Genomic DNA, 16315 nt, shown 5'->3' on the forward strand with positions numbered 1-16315 from the left:
GAAGGTGTTCTAGCCCCAAAGCGGCAGGCCCGACAAGGCCGCAGCCGCAATCACCAGATAGGCGGCGGCGCGATAAAGCTGTTCGCGTTCGGGCCGGAACAGCCGGCCGCCAAGCCAGTTGCCCAGCAAATTGGGAACAGCCAGAACCAGACCCAACGCCGCGGCGGTCCCGGACACCTGCCCCATGCCGGTCAGGTATCCCAAAATGAGAAAATCAAACACGAACAAGAACAACAGGATCGTGGCGCGGATCACTTCGACCGGCAGAGGGCGCGACATATAGAACAGGATCACCGCGGGCCCCGGCAGGCCGGCAACGCCGCCCAGAAAACCAGCGGCTGCGCCGATGCCGGTGACCATGCTTCGACCAACATGCCCGTGATACCGCAAACCGAGGATCAATATGACGAGCATGAAAATCGCCAGCGTGCTGACCGCATAGCGAAAGACCTCTGGCGCGACTTGTGTCAGCACCCACAGCCCCACCGGCAGCATCAGGGCGCATCCCACGCCCAATCGCACCAGATCGCCGCGATCCACGTCGCGCCAGGCGCGCCGCAGATTCGGAAGCGGGCCGAAGATATCCATGATGGTCAGCCCGATCAGCGCCCCGAACGGGCCAAGATAGGGCGTAGCGATGGGCAGGAAAATCAACGCGGTTCCAAAACCGGAAAACCCGCGCACCACGCCACCGAGGAAAGCGGCAAACAGGATGATGGCCAGCCCCGTGGGGGACTGGCCAAAATAATCAGGCATCAATATTGGCAAACTGGTTGCCCGCCGTGTTCGACGGCTTGGACCAGTCGCGCTTGACCCCCAGCCACAGCAGGATGGTCGACGCCACGAAGACCGAAGAATAGGTTCCGACGATCACGCCCCAGATCATCGCGAACACGAAGCCGCGGATCACATCCCCGCCCAACACATAGAGCGAGATCAGTGCCAGCAGCGTGGTGACCGAGGTCATCACCGTCCGGCTGAGCGTCTCGTTGATCGAGATGTTCAGGACCTCTTTGAGGTCTTTCTTCTTGTACTTTCGCAGGTTCTCGCGGACCCGGTCGAAAACCACCACGGTATCGTTCAGCGAATAGCCCACGATGGTCAGCAGCGCCGCGATAATTGCCAGGTCGAAGCGGATTTGCAGCTCCGAGAAGATCCCGATGGTCAGGATCACGTCATGCACCAGTGCGGCCACTGCCCCCAGCGCAAATTGCCATTCGAAGCGCAGCCAGATGTAGACAAGGACTGCACCGATGGCGAGGACTACTGCGATGACCGCTGTCTGGATCAATTCGCCCGAGACTTTGGGGCCAACGGATTCGACGGACACGAACTGGATATCCGGCGCGGCGACCTTCAAGGCTTCCTCAACTGCGGTAACCGTTGCCGCCGAGACAGCTTCGGCATCGGCCTGCGCCTGAATGCGGATCATGGCGACGTTTTCGTCCGGCCCGAAGGTCGGATCGAACACCTCGGTGATCGAAACGTCGCCCAGATCCAGCGGTGTGATCGCGTCGCGATAGGCGCCCACGTCGATCTCCTGCGCGCTTTGCGTGCGGATCGTGGTTCCGCCGCGGAAGTCGATGCCAAAGTTCAGGCCCTGCAGCATGAAGGATGTGAAGGCGATCACCATCATCAAGCCCGAAATGCCCAGCCAGATTTTCCAGCGGCTGAAGAAATCGAACGAGGTATTCTGCGGTACGAGTTTCAGTCTCATGTCAAACCTCGATCATTTTCGGACGGCGGCGCTCGAACCACATCACGATCATCAGGCGCGTCACGAAGATCGCAGTGAAGACCGACGTGAGGATACCCAGACCCAGAGTGATGGCGAACCCGCGCACCGGTCCGCTGCCCATGGCAAACAGGATCGTCGCCGTGATGAAGGTGGTCACGTTCGCGTCCAGAATGGCTGACAGCGCCTTTTCATAGCCCAGTTCGATGGCGCGGGCCGGGCCCTTAGCGGATTTCAGTTCCTCGCGGATACGTTCAAAGATCAGAACGTTCGCGTCCACCGCCATACCTACCGTCAGAACGATACCCGCAATCCCCGGCAGGGTCAGCGTGGCGCCGATCAGCGAGAGAATGCCGAACAACAGCCCCACGTTAATGATCAGCGCAATGTTGGCAAAAACCCCGAACAGGCCATAGCTGAGCGCCATGAAAACCAGCACGGCGACAAAGGCCACCATAGTTGCCACCTTGCCGGCGTCGATGCTGTCCTGCCCCAGTTCCGGGCCAATGGTACGTTCTTCCAGGAACTCCAGCCCCGCAGGCAGCGCACCGGCACGCAGCAGAACGGCCAGATTTGTGCTCTCTTCTACAGTGAAGTTGCCGGTGATGATGCCGGAGCCGCCGGGTATGTGGCTTTGGATCACAGGGGCCGAGATCACTTCGTCATCCAGAACGATGGCGAAAGGCGCGCCAATGTTTTCAAGCGTATAATCGCCGAATTTGCGTGCGCCAGAGGTGTTGAACCGGAAGCTGACCGCAGGGCGGCCGTTCTGGTCGAACGAGGGTTGCGCATCCACCAGTTCCTCGCCGGTCACGACCGGGACGGATTCGATGATGTAATACACGCCGTCTTCATCAATCGAGGGAACGACCTTTTCCCCGACACCCGGAATGGCATCCGGGTCTGTTCCGCGGCTCACGACAGGATTGAAGGTCAGCTGCGCCGTGGTGCCGATGATCCCCTTCAACTCTCCGGCGCTGCCGATGCCGGGCACCTGGATCAGAATGCGGTCCGCGCCCTGACGCTGAATGGTGGGTTCACGGGTGCCCACTTCGTCGATCCGGCGGCGGATAATCTCAAGCGCCTGACGCACGGTACGGTCGTCCGAGGCGAGTTTCTCAGCCTCTGACAGTTGCACGACGATGGTATCGCCTTCGGCGCGGGCCTCAATATCGGTGGCCCCCACTCCGGTCAGGGTCTGCACCTGACGGGCCAGACCGCGCACGACCTCCAGCGCGCGGGACATCCCTTCGGGCTGGCTGATGCGTACGCGAATCTCATCCGGGGCCGAGTCCTGTTTGCGGATCGTGCCGACGGTTGCGCGTTCATCACGCAGCGCGTCGCGGATTTCCGGCCACATCGCCTCCATCCGGGCTTCATAGACATCTTCTACTTTGACCTCGGCCAGAAGATGCGCGCCGCCGCGCAGATCCAGACCCAGATTGACCAGCGAGGACGGCAGCCAATTCGGCCACTGCGCCGCCACGGCCTGCATTTCGGGGGTGTCGATGCCAAGCTCGATCGCAGCCTTGGCATCGTTGGATTGCTCGACGCGCGTGTAGAACGCATTCGGCAGGGCCATCAGCAGGCCGATCACGCAGACCGACCAGATCAGAACCCGCTTCCAGGTATCAATTTGCAGCATTACCCTGCCTTTTCAAGGAATTGTCGCGCGAAGTTACTTCGCCGGTTCGGTTTTGTTCAGAACCTGCGCAATAGTCGATTTTACCACACGGACCTTGACGTTCTCGGCGAGTTCAACCTCGATCTCGTTTTCGCCATCCTTGACCTTCGACACCTTGCCGATCAATCCGCCCTGGGTGACAATCTGATCGCCCCGGCGCACGGCCTCGACCATGGCCTGATGCTCTTTCATCTTCTTCTGCTGCGGACGGATCAGCAGAAAATACATGATCGCGAAGATCAGGATCAGCGGGAGAAACTGGGCGATTGCGCCACCTTCCATGGGATATTCCTTTTGTTTTGGTATTGCGAATAGGCTCCACAAATTTGGCGAGAACCTATTCTTTGGAATGCCTGTTTGCAAGGACAGGTGGCACAAGATGTCAATCTTTGAAACACGCGGCCACCTAAAGCATCAGGTTTGCTTTTTCCGGGACTTGGCAGGCGCGTAAAGTTACTCACCGGGAAGATAAGATTGCCTGGGTTTTGTTGACCGAGATGAGGAGCAATGACGCAATTAATCCAGACGTAAGGTCAAGGCGATGATGATCGAAGCGGCCTGGCGCAGCCGGGGGGTCAATACCACGCCCGGGCCTTCGCTCTGTGGACCGCTCTGGCAGATTACGCGATCACCTATCAGGTCAACTGGAATGCGACATGCGGCAGCATCATTTCTGAAATCCGTTCAGACTTGCATCGCTATTTCCCGACCGTGTTCAACGAAAACAACGTCCGGATCACGACACCCTCGTACATGGCGGATCCGCCCGAGCTAGAGACTCCCGCCGAACACTAGGCTGGCCATCTGGCGCATGAATCCGGGGATCTGACGGAAAACACGCCGCAAAATCCAATGCGGCGCTACACCCCGCCTGTCAGATGGTGCATAAGCGACCGCAGTGATTCACACATTCAAGGATCTGAACCATGCACGACATCCGCGCCATTCGCGAAAACCCAGCCGCCTTCGACGCCGCCATCGCGCGCCGTGGGGACGCGCCGGTGTCGTCAGATTTGCTGAGACTGGACGAAAGTCGCCGGGCCAAGATTCTGGCCGCGGAAACGGCGCAGGCCGAACAGAACAAGGCATCCAAAGAGGTCGGTGCCGCCAAAGGGCGCGGCGACGAAGCCGAGTTCGAACGCCTGCGCGCGTTGGTGGCCGAGAAAAAGGCCGAAATCGCCCAAATGCAGACCGAGGCCAAGGATCTGGACGCGTTGCTGACTGATCAACTGATCCGCATCGCCAACCTGCCGGCCGAGGACGTGCCCGATGGGACCGACGAAGACGACAATGTCGAGGTCAATCGCTGGGGAACTCCGCGCGCACTGGATTTCGCGCCCAAGGAGCATTTCGAGATCGAAGCCGTTCAGAACGGGATGGATTTCGAAACGGCGGCCAAACTGTCCGGCTCGCGCTTTGTACTGCTGTCCGGCGGGGTCGCCCGCATTCATCGGGCGCTGGCACAGTTCATGCTGGACACGCATATCAATGAAAACGGCCTGACCGAAGTGAACGCCCCGGTTCTGGTCTTGTCCGAAATGATGCAAGGCACCGGCCAACTGCCGAAATTCGGCGAAGACAGCTATCAGACCCGCGAGGGATGGTGGCTGATCCCGACGTCCGAGGTGTCGCTGACCAATATCGTGAACGACACGATGATCGAGGAAAGTTACCTACCCCGCCGTTACACCGCGCATTCCCTGTGTTTCCGATCCGAGGCCGGTAGCGCCGGTAAGGACACCCGCGGGATGTTGCGCCAGCACCAGTTCGAAAAGGTCGAGATGGTCTCGGTCACCCACCCGGAAAAATCGGATGAGGAACAAAAGCGTATGCTGCGCTGTGCCGAGGGCATTCTGGAACAGTTGGGCATCCCCTATCGCACCGTGATACTGTGCACCGGCGACATGGGCTTTGGCGCGCGCCGCACCTATGACATCGAGGCCTGGTTGCCGGGTCAGGACACTTATCGCGAAATCAGCTCTGTCTCGACCTGCGGCGACTTCCAGGCCCGCCGCATGAACGCCCGGTTCCGCCCCGAAGGAGGTGGCAAACCGGAATACGTTCATACCCTGAACGGGTCCGGGCTGGCTGTGGGGCGTTGCCTGATCGCGGTGCTGGAGAATGGTCAGAACGCAGACGGCACCGTCACATTGCCCGAAGTTCTGGCCCCGTATCTGGGCGGCAAACTGACCCTGCAACTGGACGGGACACTGGCCTAAGAAAAACCGGCGCACGCCAGGCGAAGCGCCGATTCTACAAGACCCAAAGGCGAAGAGGTATTACTTCTTCGTCTTTTTCTTGTCCTTCTTCTTGTCTTTCTTTTTGCCGTCTTTCTTCTTTTGGTCTTTTTTCTTGTCGTCCTTCTTGGACTTTTTGTCTTTCTTGGCCTTGGCTTTCACCTTGTCCTTGGCCTTGGAAAACGCGGCTTCCATCTCTTGCAGCTTTTTGGCGGCTTTTTCAGCTTTTGCCTTGGCTTTCGCTTTCTTGCGGGCCTTGGCTTCGGCCGCCTCGGCGGCTGCTTTTTCTTCGGCGGCTTTGCGGGCTGCCTCTTCTGCCCGCTTTTCGGCCGCGGCAGCAGCAACGGTTTTGCGCGTGGCCGGTCGGCGCGCTGGCTTGCGGGCAGTTGTGCGACGAATTGCGGGTTTTGCCGTCGCTGGCTTGGCCGCGATGGCTTCGTTAGCGGCGGCAATCAATACATGCGCGCGCGCCGTTCCAATCCGGGGGACTTTGACCAGGTCTGCGGGGGTTGCCTTGGCGATGGCTTCCGCGGTCTTGAAACCATTCGCGATCAGCGCCTGTCCCAGCGCTTCTCCCACACCCTTAACGTCGGTCACTTCGGTCATTACTCGTCCTTTCTGTGTCTCCCCGGCTTACGTATATACAAAAGATATACATGACTGCAACCCGAAGCGCGCAGACTTATTGCGTCAGTTGCTGTGGGCCAGGTTACCGGTTTGATCTTTCTTGGGGAAAGGTACGAGGCGCTTTGCGTCCTCGTCCCAGAGTTTGAGGTTCAGCGCCGCAACCGCTTCGGGGAATTTGATCCGGCGCGGCGTGTATTCGGGCGGCAGGTTATAGTGGCAGGTCCGCAGCCGGTAAGACGGTATGCGCGCATTGAAATGGTGGATGTCGTGCAGGGTGATGCAAGCCACCGCATTGTCGAACCACCACCCGAAGTCCAGAGCGGACGAGCCCTGCAGCGCCGCCAGTTTCGGATCCAGATCGGGGCGGCGGTCCCAATACGTGTCTTCAAAATTGTGCTGAAGGTAGACAAGGAAGACGCCAAGCATGCCGCCAAGCAGCGAGAAGACCAGCCAGACGAGAATGCCCGTGGCTCCGGCAATCAGATACAGCAGCCCCAGAAAGACCACGATGGACAGGTTGTGCAGAAGAACGCCCGTCACACCAAAACGAACCGTGTTCTTGGGCCAGCGGTATCGGATGAAATAGGTGAACAGCGCGCCGACCGGCACCAGAATGAACGGATTGCGGTACAGGCGATAAAACAGACGGGTTTTCCAGTCGGCTTTATTCCATTCACGCAGGGTCATCGTATGGATTTCACCGGTTTCACGGTGTTCCAGATTGCCGATACCCGCGTGATGCAGGTTGTGGTTCTGCTTCATCACCTCGAATGGCGCGAAGGTGAAGGGCGACAGCCCGTGACCCGCCCATTCGTTCTGGGCGCGTGTCTCGAACAGAGAATGATGTCCGCAATCATGTTGCAGCACATAAAGGCGCACGGCGGAAAACGCGAACACGATTCCGGCGGGGACCATGATGTACCAGCGATCGACATAAATGATCGCCAAGGCCAGCGATGCGAAATACACCGCAAAGGTTCCGAAATAGCTGAGCGCGGCCAACCTGTTGTCCTGTACCGCGTAGTGTCGAGTGTATTCCCTCAGATCCATCAAGTCCGCTCCCTACGATGGCCCGGTTCAATGTCGTTTCAAAAATAGGCGCGGACGGTCCGCGCACAAGGCTGCACGCGAGAACAGATGCGCGCCATAGAATGCTAGCGCGCAGTCAGGGGCCTGTCACGCCCCCCGGCTGAAAATGCTGAAAATTGGCGCAGTTACGCGCGACCCTTGAGATGTTTGGCCAACGCGCCCGCGTTTTTCTTACGCCGCCCCTTATAGGGGTTCTTGTCACCCTGCCCGCGCAAGGTCAGACGGATGGGCGTTCCTGGCATGTCGAAATCCTCGCGCAGACCGTTGACCAGATAGCGCGTATAGCTGTCCGGCATCTTGTCCGGGTGCGAACACATGACGACAAACCCCGGCGGGCGGGTCTTGGCCTGGGTCATATAGCGCAGCTTGATCCGGCGACCCTGCGGGGCTGGCGGCGGGTGCTGCTCCAGCATGGCTGTAAGCCAGCGGTTCAGCGCTGCGGTGGGCACACGGCGGTTCCACACGTCATGGGCGCGCAGGATCGCGGCCCGCAAACGCTCCAGCCCCCGACCCGTCTTGGCCGAAACGGTGACCAGAGGCGCGCCGCGCAGTTGCGGCAGCAGGCGGTCAAACGACTCTTTCAGATCGCGCAGCTTTTCCTGTTTGTTCTCTTCCACGTCCCACTTGTTGACGGCAACGACGACGGCGCGGCCTTCGCGCTCGGCCAGATCGGCGATGCGCAGATCCTGTTGTTCAAACGGGATGGCGGCATCCAGCAGGACCACCACGACCTCGGCAAATTTGACCGCGCGCAAACCGTCCGAGACCGAGAGCTTTTCAAGCTTCTCCTGCACCTTGGCCTTTTTGCGCATCCCTGCGGTATCGAAAATGCGCATAGGCGTGCTGCCACCGTCCGGATCGGCCCAGTCGACCCGCAAACTGATAGCATCGCGGGTGATCCCGGCCTCGGGCCCCGTCAGCAGGCGATCTTCGCCCATGATCTTATTGATCAGGGTGGATTTACCGGCATTCGGACGCCCCACAACAGCCACCTGCAACGGCTTGGCCGAAGTGATCAGCGGAGTTTCCCCCTCACCATCCTCATCCAGTTCGATGTCGGTTTCCGGCGCGTCGTCCTCGGCCTTTTCCTCGGCGGCATCAGCCAGCGGCATCAGTTGCGCATAAAGGTCGGTCATCCCTTCGCCGTGCTCGCCGGACAGGCGGACCGGTTCGCCCAGACCCAGGTTATAGGCCTCAAGCACACCGGCATCTGCAGCGCTGCCCTCGGCCTTATTGGCTGCCAGGATCACATGCTTGGAGCGTTTGCGCAGAATCTCGGCAAACATCTCATCGGTCGGCGTCAGCCCCACGCGCGCATCGATCATGAACAGGCAGACATCGGCCATGTCCACCGCACGCTCGGTCAGACGACGCATCCGGCCCTGCAGGCTATCGTCGGTCGCATCTTCCAGCCCCGCCGTGTCGATCACCGTAAAGCGCAGATCGCCCAAACGCCCTTCGCCTTCACGCAGGTCGCGCGTCACGCCGGGCTGGTCGTCGACCAGAGCCAGACGTTTGCCCACAAGGCGGTTGAACAGGGTGGATTTGCCCACATTCGGGCGCCCCACGATGGCGAGGGTCAGCGACATGATACTCAACTTTCAAGACTCAGACGCGCCCTTTAGCGCATCTTGTCGTCAACGGAAAGCGTGCAGTTCGCCCTTGGTCGACACAACGTACAGCGTTTGCCCCGCCACAATGGGTGCCGTGGTCGCGCCGCCCGGCACTTCGACCGTGTGGAGCAGCGTTCCATCAACCGGGTTGAAGAACCGCAGAAACCCGTCATTCGAGGCGATGACGATGCGCCCGCCCGCCAAAACCGGGCCGTAATGGGCATAGATCGGTCCGCGACGTCCGGGCTTGTCCTTGACAAAACCCGGTAGATCCTGCGCCCAGACAACCGACCCGTCCGCGCTGTCCAGCCGCACCAGTTGACTGCGGTCACTGATCAGGAAGATGCCATTGCCCGCAGGCCAGACCGTATCAACCGCCCCTTCATCGGCGGTCCATTTCCGCTCGCCCGAGCCCGAGTCGAACGCAACGGTGCGGCCAGAATGGTTGCCGATATAGATGGTGTCACCGACGACCATCGGCCCACCGGTCACGTCCACGATCTGAGCGGCAGCGCGCCCGCGACGCCCGCCCGCGACCGAAGCGTTCCAGCGGCGAATTCCGCCCCGACGGAAGGTTGCGGCGATATCGCCCGAGCCGAAGGCAAAGACGGCCAGATCTGACGCGATGACAGGTGCCGGTGCACCCAGCACGTTCCCGACGCTTGGGGTTCCCTGAATTTGCCAGGCGATGCGGCCATCCTTGGTGTCAATGGCCCAGCCGGTTTCATCACCGGCCACCAGATACAACAGGCCGTCATTGACCAGTGGTGCGCCGCTGCCGGTGGCATTCAGGCGCTTTTGCCATTTGATCGCGCCGGTTTTCGCGTCCAGCGCCGTCAGCCGGCCAAACCCGGACGAGACGTAAAGAACCCCGTTGGAATAGGCCATGCCGCCGCCTGTGGCGTCTGAATCTCCGTCATTCGGGGGAATGAGGTTTTGGCTCCACGCGACCTGCCCCTGCGGTGAAACGGCTGAGACGGTTGCCCCGGAATCCAGTGTGTAGATCAGGCCACCGGCCACAACGGGTTCCGCCGTAATCCGCTGTTTGCGGGAATCGCCATTGCCGATCGATGTGGACCAGACGCGTTGCGGTGTTGCGCGCAATGCCGCGTTGGTTGTCCGGTACGCGGCAGTTCCTGCGCTTTGCGGCCAGTTGGCATTTGCCTTTTGCGACGGAAGGCGGATGGGCTTGGCGCCACGGGTTTCCACGGTTTCCGTGTCAGATGCAGGCCGGATGTCTTCGCGTGCACCGGGCAGGATGACTTCGGGTTCCTGGCAGGCGGCCAGCGCAACCAATGAAACAGCCGCAATCGACAATCCTGTGCGGGGGAAAAGACTTGTCACCATGTTACTCCGAACTCGCCTGTTATTGTTTCGGCCGCCGTGTCAGCCCTGCCGGGCCACCAGCGGTTCCGGTTCGCCGCCAAGCGCAACAATCAGTTGCGCCGCGCGCTGCTGAAGGTCCACGCCAATCTCTGCGTCCTGACGCAACGCCTGCAAACGTTCGATCGCGGCATCCACGTTTCCTTCCGACACATCGATCAATGCCAATTGCTCCTCGGCCAGCAATCGCAGTGGCGCACCGGGCGCGGCCAGAGCCTCAAACTGCTGACGACGATCAGCGACCGGCAAAGTCTCCGTCTGCAGAAGCAGCGCCTTGAACGTGGCAATCGCGCGATAGATTTCCGGCAGATCGCCCTGAACTGAAATCGCGTTCAGGCTGTCCACCGCCTGCTGCCGCGACTCGGCCTCGACCTGCGAAGAAGACAGGAGCATGTTCAGAACCGCATCGCCGCCGGGCGTTGCCGCCTGAATTTCGGCAAGGCTGGTCGCACGCTCGGCCGAGTCGTTCTGTGCCAGGGCTGTCAGAATCGCATCGCCCAGATTCTCGGCCTGGCTGGTGGCGCGCGCCTTGCGAATTTCATTGAACGCCGCGCCGCCAACGATCAGAATAACCGTCAGGACGCCAACCCAACCCCAACGGCGCAACAGCAGGAAAAGACGGTCGCGGCGGACCTCTTCGGTCACCTCATCAATAAAACTGTCGACGTCGCTCATCCCTGCTCCCCGGGCTGTGTCCCACTGTATAGCGCCATGTCATACCCCGGTGCCTTTGCCAAGCCAAGGGTCGGAATTCGCTCATTTCCGCAGCGGCACACAACCCTTGCGCAAAAAAATGAACCGAACTATTCAGTTTAGCGTAGAAATAGTGCGTGACCGACCCCATTTTCAGGCATGCACGCCGACGGATAATCGGCTGAGAATTCTGGGAGAAGTTTTGTATGCGCTTGATTTCATTCGTGAATGCGTTTCTGGTTGTTGTTGCGCTGTTCTATCTTGTTTTCGAGCGGGACGCGCTGTTTGCCTTCGCTGGCCGGGGTGATGGCGACGCCGACGCAGCCGCAAGCGCGGAATCAGCCGGTGAATCGCCCTCGGATCAGTCGGTTATGGGCGTCGTTGCAGTGAGATCCGTGGCGCGCGAAATCGACAGCGCGGTGCTGTTGCGCGGTCAGACAAAGGCCAATCGTCAGGTCGAAGTTCTGGCCGAGACGACCTCGACCGTCATCTCGGAACCCAAGCGCAAGGGCGCGTTTGTCGAGGCCGGCGATCTGCTGTGCGAACTTGACCCCGGCACGCGTCCGGCCAGCCTGGCCGAAGCATTGGCCGGCAAGCTTGAGGCCGAAAGCCGCGTGCCTGAGGCCGAAGCCCGTCTGGAAGAAGCCCACGCCCTTGTGGCCGAGGCGGAAATCAACCTGACGGCGGCAAGCAAATTGTCGGAAACCGGATTTGGGTCGGAAACCCGCAGAATTTCCAGCGAGGCCGCAATGAAAGCGGCCGAAGCCGGCGTAAAGACCGCCGAAGCCGGGCTGGAGGCCACGCGCGCCGGTATCGAGGCCGCCACGGCCGAGGTCGAGGCCGCGCAGCGCGAGATCGACCGCCAGACCATCGAAGCCCCGTTCAAGGGATTGCTTGAAAGCGATACCGCCGAATTGGGCAGCCTGATGCAGCCCGGGTCGCTCTGCGCGACGGTAATTCAGCTTAATCCGATCAAGCTGGTCGGTTTTGTGCCCGAGGCCGAGGTCAACCGCGTCATCGTCGGCTCAGAGGCGTCGGCGCAGTTGGTCACAGGTCTGCAGGTCGCAGGCCGTGTCACGTTTCTGAGCCGTTCGGCCGATGAAACCACGCGTACTTTCGAGGTCGAGATCACCGTTCCAAACCCCGAACTGGCCATTCGTGACGGTCAGACCGCCGATATCCGCATCGCTGCCGAAGGCACAAAGGCGCATCTGCTGCCGCAATCCGCCATGACCCTGAACAATGAAGGGCAAGTTGGCGTACGCACCGTTGGCGAAGGCAATGTCGTCGACTTCAGGCCAATCCGCCTGTTGCGGGATACGGCACAGGGCGTCTGGGTCGACGGGTTGCCGGAAACGGTAAACATCATCGTTGTCGGGCAAGAATTCGTGACGCAGGGCGTCATGGTCAAGCCCACCTATCTGGAAGCTGAACAATGACCGGTATCGTAAGCTGGGCCGCCGGCCGGGCCCGAATGGTTCTGGCCTTCATCGCGATCTCGCTGGTCGTCGGCGGGTTTGCTTATGTCGGCCTGCCCAAGGAAGGTGAGCCGGACATCGAAATTCCGGCGCTGTTTGTGTCGGTTCAGTTTCCGGGCATCTCGGCGGAAGATTCGGAAAACCTTCTGGTCAAACCGATGGAAACCGAACTGGCGGATCTGGATGGTCTGAAAGAGATGACCTCGACCGCTGCCGAAGGGTATGCCGGTGTCGCGCTGGAGTTTGATTTCGGCTGGGACAAGACGGCGATCATGGCTGATGTGCGCGACGCCATGAACAGTGCGCAGGCCGAGTTCCCGGAAGGGGCGGAACAGTATTCGCTGACGGAAATCAACTTTTCGGAGTTCCCCATCGTCATCGTCAACCTAACGGGGGCCGTGCCGGAACGCACGATGGCGCGCGTGGCCAAGGACTTGCAGGACGATCTGGAAGCGATGGATTCCGTTCTGGAAGCCGGTATCGCGGGCAATCGCGACGAAATGCTTGAGGTGATCATCAATCCCCTGCGCCTTGAGGCTTATAACGTCACCGCGGCGGAACTGATCAACGTCGTTCAGAACAACAACCAACTGATCGCGGCGGGTGAGGTCGAAACCGAACAGGGCACCTTCTCGGTCAAGATCCCATCATCGTTCAAAACCGCGCAGGACGTGTATGACCTGCCCGTCAAGGTCAACGGCGACCGCGTGGTCACGCTCGGCGAGCTGGCCCAGATCAACTATACGTTCGAGGACCGCGAAGGCACCGCCCGCTTTAACGGGGAACCGACGGTCGCCCTGCAAGTGGTCAAGCGCAAGGGCTTCAACCTGATCGACACGGTTGAGGATGTGAAAACGACCATTGCTGAGGCGCGGACAAAATGGCCGCCCGAGATGCAGGCTGCCATCGAACTGGGAACTTCGAATGATCAAAGCCGTATTGTGGGGTCGATGGTCAGTCAGCTGGAAGGATCGGTTCTGACGGCCATTGCGCTGGTGATGATCGTGGTGCTGGCCTCGCTGGGGACGCGCGCCGCGTTGCTTGTGGGTTTTGCCATCCCGACCTCGTTCCTTTTGTGTTTTGCGTTCCTTGCCGTCATGGGTGTCAGCATTTCGAACATCGTGATGTTCGGGCTGATCCTGGCCGTCGGGATGCTGGTCGACGGGGCCATCGTTGTCGTCGAATACGCCGACAAGCGCATCAAGGAAGGCGTGGGCCCGATGCACGCCTATGTAGAAGCCGCGCAGCGGATGTTCTGGCCGATCGTGTCGTCCACGGCCACGACCCTATGCGCCTTCCTGCCGATGCTGTTCTGGCCCGGTGTTCCGGGTGAGTTCATGGGCATGCTGCCCGTCACGCTGATATTTGTTCTGTCGGCCTCGCTGATCGTTGCGCTGATCTACCTGCCGGTCATGGGCGGTGTTTCGGGACGGTTGAGCCGGGTATTCGACCGGACATCCAACTGGTTGCGGGCCCGCACGCCGTGGTGGGTCCGGGCCGTGATGGTTCCGCCTTCGGTCTACATGATTTTTCTGGGCGCGATGCAGATGCTGAACCCGACCTATCTGATGCCTGCGGATGCGCCCGGCGGCGTGTTCTTTGGCGCGTTCCTGTTCCTGCTCGGTGCCTTTGCCGGGTCCGTGACGCTGAGCGCGGCCAGGATCGAGCGCGCGCCGGACCAGCACGTGCATACGGCACGCGAACACACGCTTTTCGGTCATGTCATCAAGTTTCTGGTTGGCAATCCGATCATGCCGATCGTCTCGATCCTGGCCGTTGGCTTTGCCGTCTTTCAGGTCATGGCGATCTACGGAGCCAACAACCGGGGTGTCGAGTTCTTCGTCGAAAGCGAGCCGGAACAGGCCACCGCCTATGTCCGCGCGCGCGGCAACATCTCTCTGGCTGAAAAGGATGCAATGGTTCTGGCCGCCGAAGAGATCATCAGCACGCACCCTGCCGTGATCAATGTCTTTGCCTTTGCGGGCGAAGGTGGTCTGAACCAGAACAACGGCGGCGCGCAGGCACCGGCTGATACGGTTGGCCGGGTACAGTTCGAGATCATCCCATGGGAAGATCGCCCGAACGTTTCTGAACCCATCCTGGGCGGATTGCTGGACCGTGAAACCGTTGCGCCGGATTTTGACGGCGATTTTGTACTGGATCAGTTGAATGCCGAATTGGCGACGATCCCCGGAATTGTTGTCGAGATTCTGCCGCTGGAACAGGGTCCGGCCTCGGCCAAGCCCGTTCACCTGCGGATCAAGGGCGACAGCTGGGACGAGTTGACGTCAGCAACACTCGCCGCCCGCGAGGTGTTCGACGCCACCCCGGGCCTGATCAAGACCGAGGACACCCTGCCCCTGCCCGGTATCGACTGGCAGATTGATGTCGACGTGGCCAAGGCGGGCCGTTTTGGCGCAGACGTCGCGACAGTGGGCGCGATGGTGCAACTGGTCACGCGCGGCCTGTTGCTGGGCGAAATGCGCCCGGACAATGTTGACGAAGAGATCGAAATCCGCGTTCGCCTGCCCGACGTAGATCGGGTTCTGTCCACGCTCGACACGCTGAAGGTCAGAACTCCGGACGGGCTGGTGCCGCTGTCCAACTTCGTTTCGCGCAAACCCGTGGCAAAACTGGCCGAGATCAACCGCGTTGATCAGGAACGGTATTTCGACGTGAAGGCCGACGTAGAGCCGGGCCTGAGCAAGATTGTCACCGATGCACCGGACGGAACCGAACAGAGGCTGGCCGTTGTGCGCGAAGTAGCCGAAGGTGCTGAGCCGACCGGCGCAGCGTTCACTGGTCCGGGCGGTTCCGAGTTCGAGCTTGTTCTTCTGACCGGATCAGACTCGGTCGAGGATTTGCGCACCGCGGTCGAAGCCGGCGATGCGCGCTTTTCGCTGATCAACCCGAACGAACGCATTGTGGTCCTGACCGAGTGGCTGGAAACGGGCCCGTTCGGCAATACCATCAGCTGGGAATGGACCGGTGATCAGGAAGATCAGGAGGAATCGGGCGCGTTCCTTGTCAACGCCTTTGCCGGTGCTCTTGGGCTGATGTTCGTGATCCTGCTGGCGCAGTTCAACTCGTTCTACAACTCGGTTCTGGTTCTGCTGGCGGTCGTGTTGTCGACGACCGGTGTTCTGATCGGGATGCTGGTGATGCAGCAGCCGTTTTCGATCATCATGACCGGCACCGGCATCGTGGCGCTGGCGGGGATCGTGGTGAACAACAACATTGTTCTGATCGACACCTATCAGGAATACAGCCGCTATATGCCGCGGATCGAAGCCATCATCCGCACGGCCGAGGCCCGCATCCGGCCGGTTCTGCTGACCACGCTGACCACCATGGCGGGCCTGACCCCGATGATGTTCGGGCTGTCGCTGGACTTCATCAACGGTGGCTATTCCATCAACAGCCCGACCGCCCTGTGGTGGAAACAGTTGGCCACTGCCGTTGTCTTCGGGCTTGGCATCGCGACGGTTCTGACCCTGATCGTGACGCCTTCGTTCCTGGCGCTGCGGGTGTGGGTCACCACCTATGCTGTGTGGCTGGGCAGGCTGCTGGCCCGCGCAACGGCCGGCAGGTCCAGCCAGGTCGCGCAGGATATGGCCATTGGCAAGGCCGTCCGGCAGGCGCAGGCAACCGAGGTTGTCTGGGGCGACGAACGTCAGCCGGTACCCCCAACCTCGGAAGAGGCGGAGGACACGGACCATCCGACTGGTCCGCCGCTGAAAGCTGCTGAATAGCAAAGAAAGGGGCCGGGATTTCCG

12 protein-coding genes are annotated in these 16315 nt (G+C 60.5%); 3 read left to right on the top strand and 9 right to left on the bottom strand.

Annotation, left to right across the window (positions count from 1 at the left end):
* Nucleotides 1-9: 9 nt before the first annotated feature.
* From ACR0D8_RS08575 to yajC, 4 genes are read right to left on the bottom strand one after another with little or no spacing between them, the layout of a single operon-like run.
* On the bottom strand, nt 10-756 hold the full coding sequence (locus tag ACR0D8_RS08575) for a TSUP family transporter (RefSeq protein WP_480645745.1): 747 nt from the start codon (nt 754-756) through the stop codon (nt 10-12).
* Nucleotides 749-1717 (bottom strand): protein translocase subunit SecF, encoded by a 969-nt coding sequence (gene secF, locus ACR0D8_RS08580; protein WP_480645746.1) that lies wholly within the window; start codon nt 1715-1717, stop codon nt 749-751. The genes ACR0D8_RS08575 and secF overlap by 8 nt, the downstream gene beginning before the upstream one ends.
* Nucleotide 1718: 1 nt before the next feature.
* The gene (secD, locus tag ACR0D8_RS08585; protein WP_480645747.1) at nt 1719-3380 is read right to left on the bottom strand and encodes a protein translocase subunit SecD; all 1662 of its coding nucleotides are present in this window, start codon (nt 3378-3380) and stop codon (nt 1719-1721) included.
* 33 nt (nt 3381-3413) lie between these two features.
* A complete protein-coding gene (gene yajC, locus ACR0D8_RS08590) occupies nt 3414-3701 on the bottom strand; it encodes a preprotein translocase subunit YajC (protein WP_475161885.1) in 288 nt (95 codons plus the stop codon).
* A gap of 644 nt (nt 3702-4345) precedes the next feature.
* On the opposite strand from yajC, the gene serS reads away from it, so the two are divergent.
* On the top strand, nt 4346-5638 hold the full coding sequence (serS, locus tag ACR0D8_RS08595; RefSeq protein ID WP_480645748.1) for a serine--tRNA ligase: 1293 nt from the start codon (nt 4346-4348) through the stop codon (nt 5636-5638).
* A gap of 60 nt (nt 5639-5698) precedes the next feature.
* Here the strand turns inward: serS and ACR0D8_RS08600 are convergent, their stop codons facing one another.
* The 5 genes from ACR0D8_RS08600 to ACR0D8_RS08620 form a co-directional block, all read right to left on the bottom strand.
* A complete protein-coding gene (locus ACR0D8_RS08600) occupies nt 5699-6262 on the bottom strand; it encodes a helix-hairpin-helix domain-containing protein (RefSeq protein WP_480645749.1) in 564 nt (187 codons plus the stop codon).
* Nucleotides 6263-6346: 84 nt separating this feature from the next.
* Complete coding sequence (locus ACR0D8_RS08605) at nt 6347-7333, bottom strand: fatty acid desaturase (RefSeq protein WP_480645750.1); 987 nt, start codon at nt 7331-7333, stop codon at nt 6347-6349.
* A gap of 164 nt (nt 7334-7497) precedes the next feature.
* Nucleotides 7498-8961 (bottom strand): ribosome biogenesis GTPase Der, encoded by a 1464-nt coding sequence (der, locus tag ACR0D8_RS08610; RefSeq protein ID WP_480645751.1) that lies wholly within the window; start codon nt 8959-8961, stop codon nt 7498-7500.
* A 48-nt stretch (nt 8962-9009) separates the two neighbouring features.
* Entirely contained in the window at nt 9010-10332 is a 1323-nt protein-coding gene (locus tag ACR0D8_RS08615) for a PQQ-like beta-propeller repeat protein (RefSeq protein ID WP_480645752.1), read from the bottom strand.
* Nucleotides 10333-10371: 39 nt separating this feature from the next.
* Nucleotides 10372-11043, bottom strand: coding sequence for a hypothetical protein (locus ACR0D8_RS08620; RefSeq protein WP_480645753.1), 672 nt, complete (start codon nt 11041-11043; stop codon nt 10372-10374).
* A gap of 224 nt (nt 11044-11267) precedes the next feature.
* Here ACR0D8_RS08620 and ACR0D8_RS08625 point away from each other — a divergent pair, with 224 nt between their 5' ends.
* Both ACR0D8_RS08625 and ACR0D8_RS08630 read left to right on the top strand, forming a co-directional pair.
* Complete coding sequence (locus tag ACR0D8_RS08625) at nt 11268-12500, top strand: efflux RND transporter periplasmic adaptor subunit (RefSeq protein ID WP_480645754.1); 1233 nt, start codon at nt 11268-11270, stop codon at nt 12498-12500.
* The gene (locus tag ACR0D8_RS08630; RefSeq protein ID WP_480645755.1) at nt 12497-16291 is read left to right on the top strand and encodes an efflux RND transporter permease subunit; all 3795 of its coding nucleotides are present in this window, start codon (nt 12497-12499) and stop codon (nt 16289-16291) included. Before ACR0D8_RS08625 ends, ACR0D8_RS08630 begins: the two co-directional genes overlap by 4 nt.
* Nucleotides 16292-16315 lie beyond the last annotated feature (24 nt).

The organism is Ruegeria sp. BG10, from assembly GCF_056538575.1.

Coding starts and splice junctions, on each gene's coding strand:
- ACR0D8_RS08630 (WP_480645755.1), top strand. CDS start 12,497: ATGACCGGTATCGTAAGCTGGGCCGCCGGCCGGGCCCGAATGGTTCTG.
- secD (WP_480645747.1), bottom strand. CDS start 3,380: ATGCTGCAAATTGATACCTGGAAGCGGGTTCTGATCTGGTCGGTCTGC.
- ACR0D8_RS08575 (WP_480645745.1), bottom strand. CDS start 756: ATGCCTGATTATTTTGGCCAGTCCCCCACGGGGCTGGCCATCATCCTG.
- ACR0D8_RS08600 (WP_480645749.1), bottom strand. CDS start 6,262: ATGACCGAAGTGACCGACGTTAAGGGTGTGGGAGAAGCGCTGGGACAG.
- ACR0D8_RS08615 (WP_480645752.1), bottom strand. CDS start 10,332: ATGGTGACAAGTCTTTTCCCCCGCACAGGATTGTCGATTGCGGCTGTT.
- der (WP_480645751.1), bottom strand. CDS start 8,961: ATGTCGCTGACCCTCGCCATCGTGGGGCGCCCGAATGTGGGCAAATCC.
- serS (WP_480645748.1), top strand. CDS start 4,346: ATGCACGACATCCGCGCCATTCGCGAAAACCCAGCCGCCTTCGACGCC.
- secF (WP_480645746.1), bottom strand. CDS start 1,717: ATGAGACTGAAACTCGTACCGCAGAATACCTCGTTCGATTTCTTCAGC.
- ACR0D8_RS08625 (WP_480645754.1), top strand. CDS start 11,268: ATGCGCTTGATTTCATTCGTGAATGCGTTTCTGGTTGTTGTTGCGCTG.
- ACR0D8_RS08620 (WP_480645753.1), bottom strand. CDS start 11,043: ATGAGCGACGTCGACAGTTTTATTGATGAGGTGACCGAAGAGGTCCGC.
- ACR0D8_RS08605 (WP_480645750.1), bottom strand. CDS start 7,333: ATGGATCTGAGGGAATACACTCGACACTACGCGGTACAGGACAACAGG.
- yajC (WP_475161885.1), bottom strand. CDS start 3,701: ATGGAAGGTGGCGCAATCGCCCAGTTTCTCCCGCTGATCCTGATCTTC.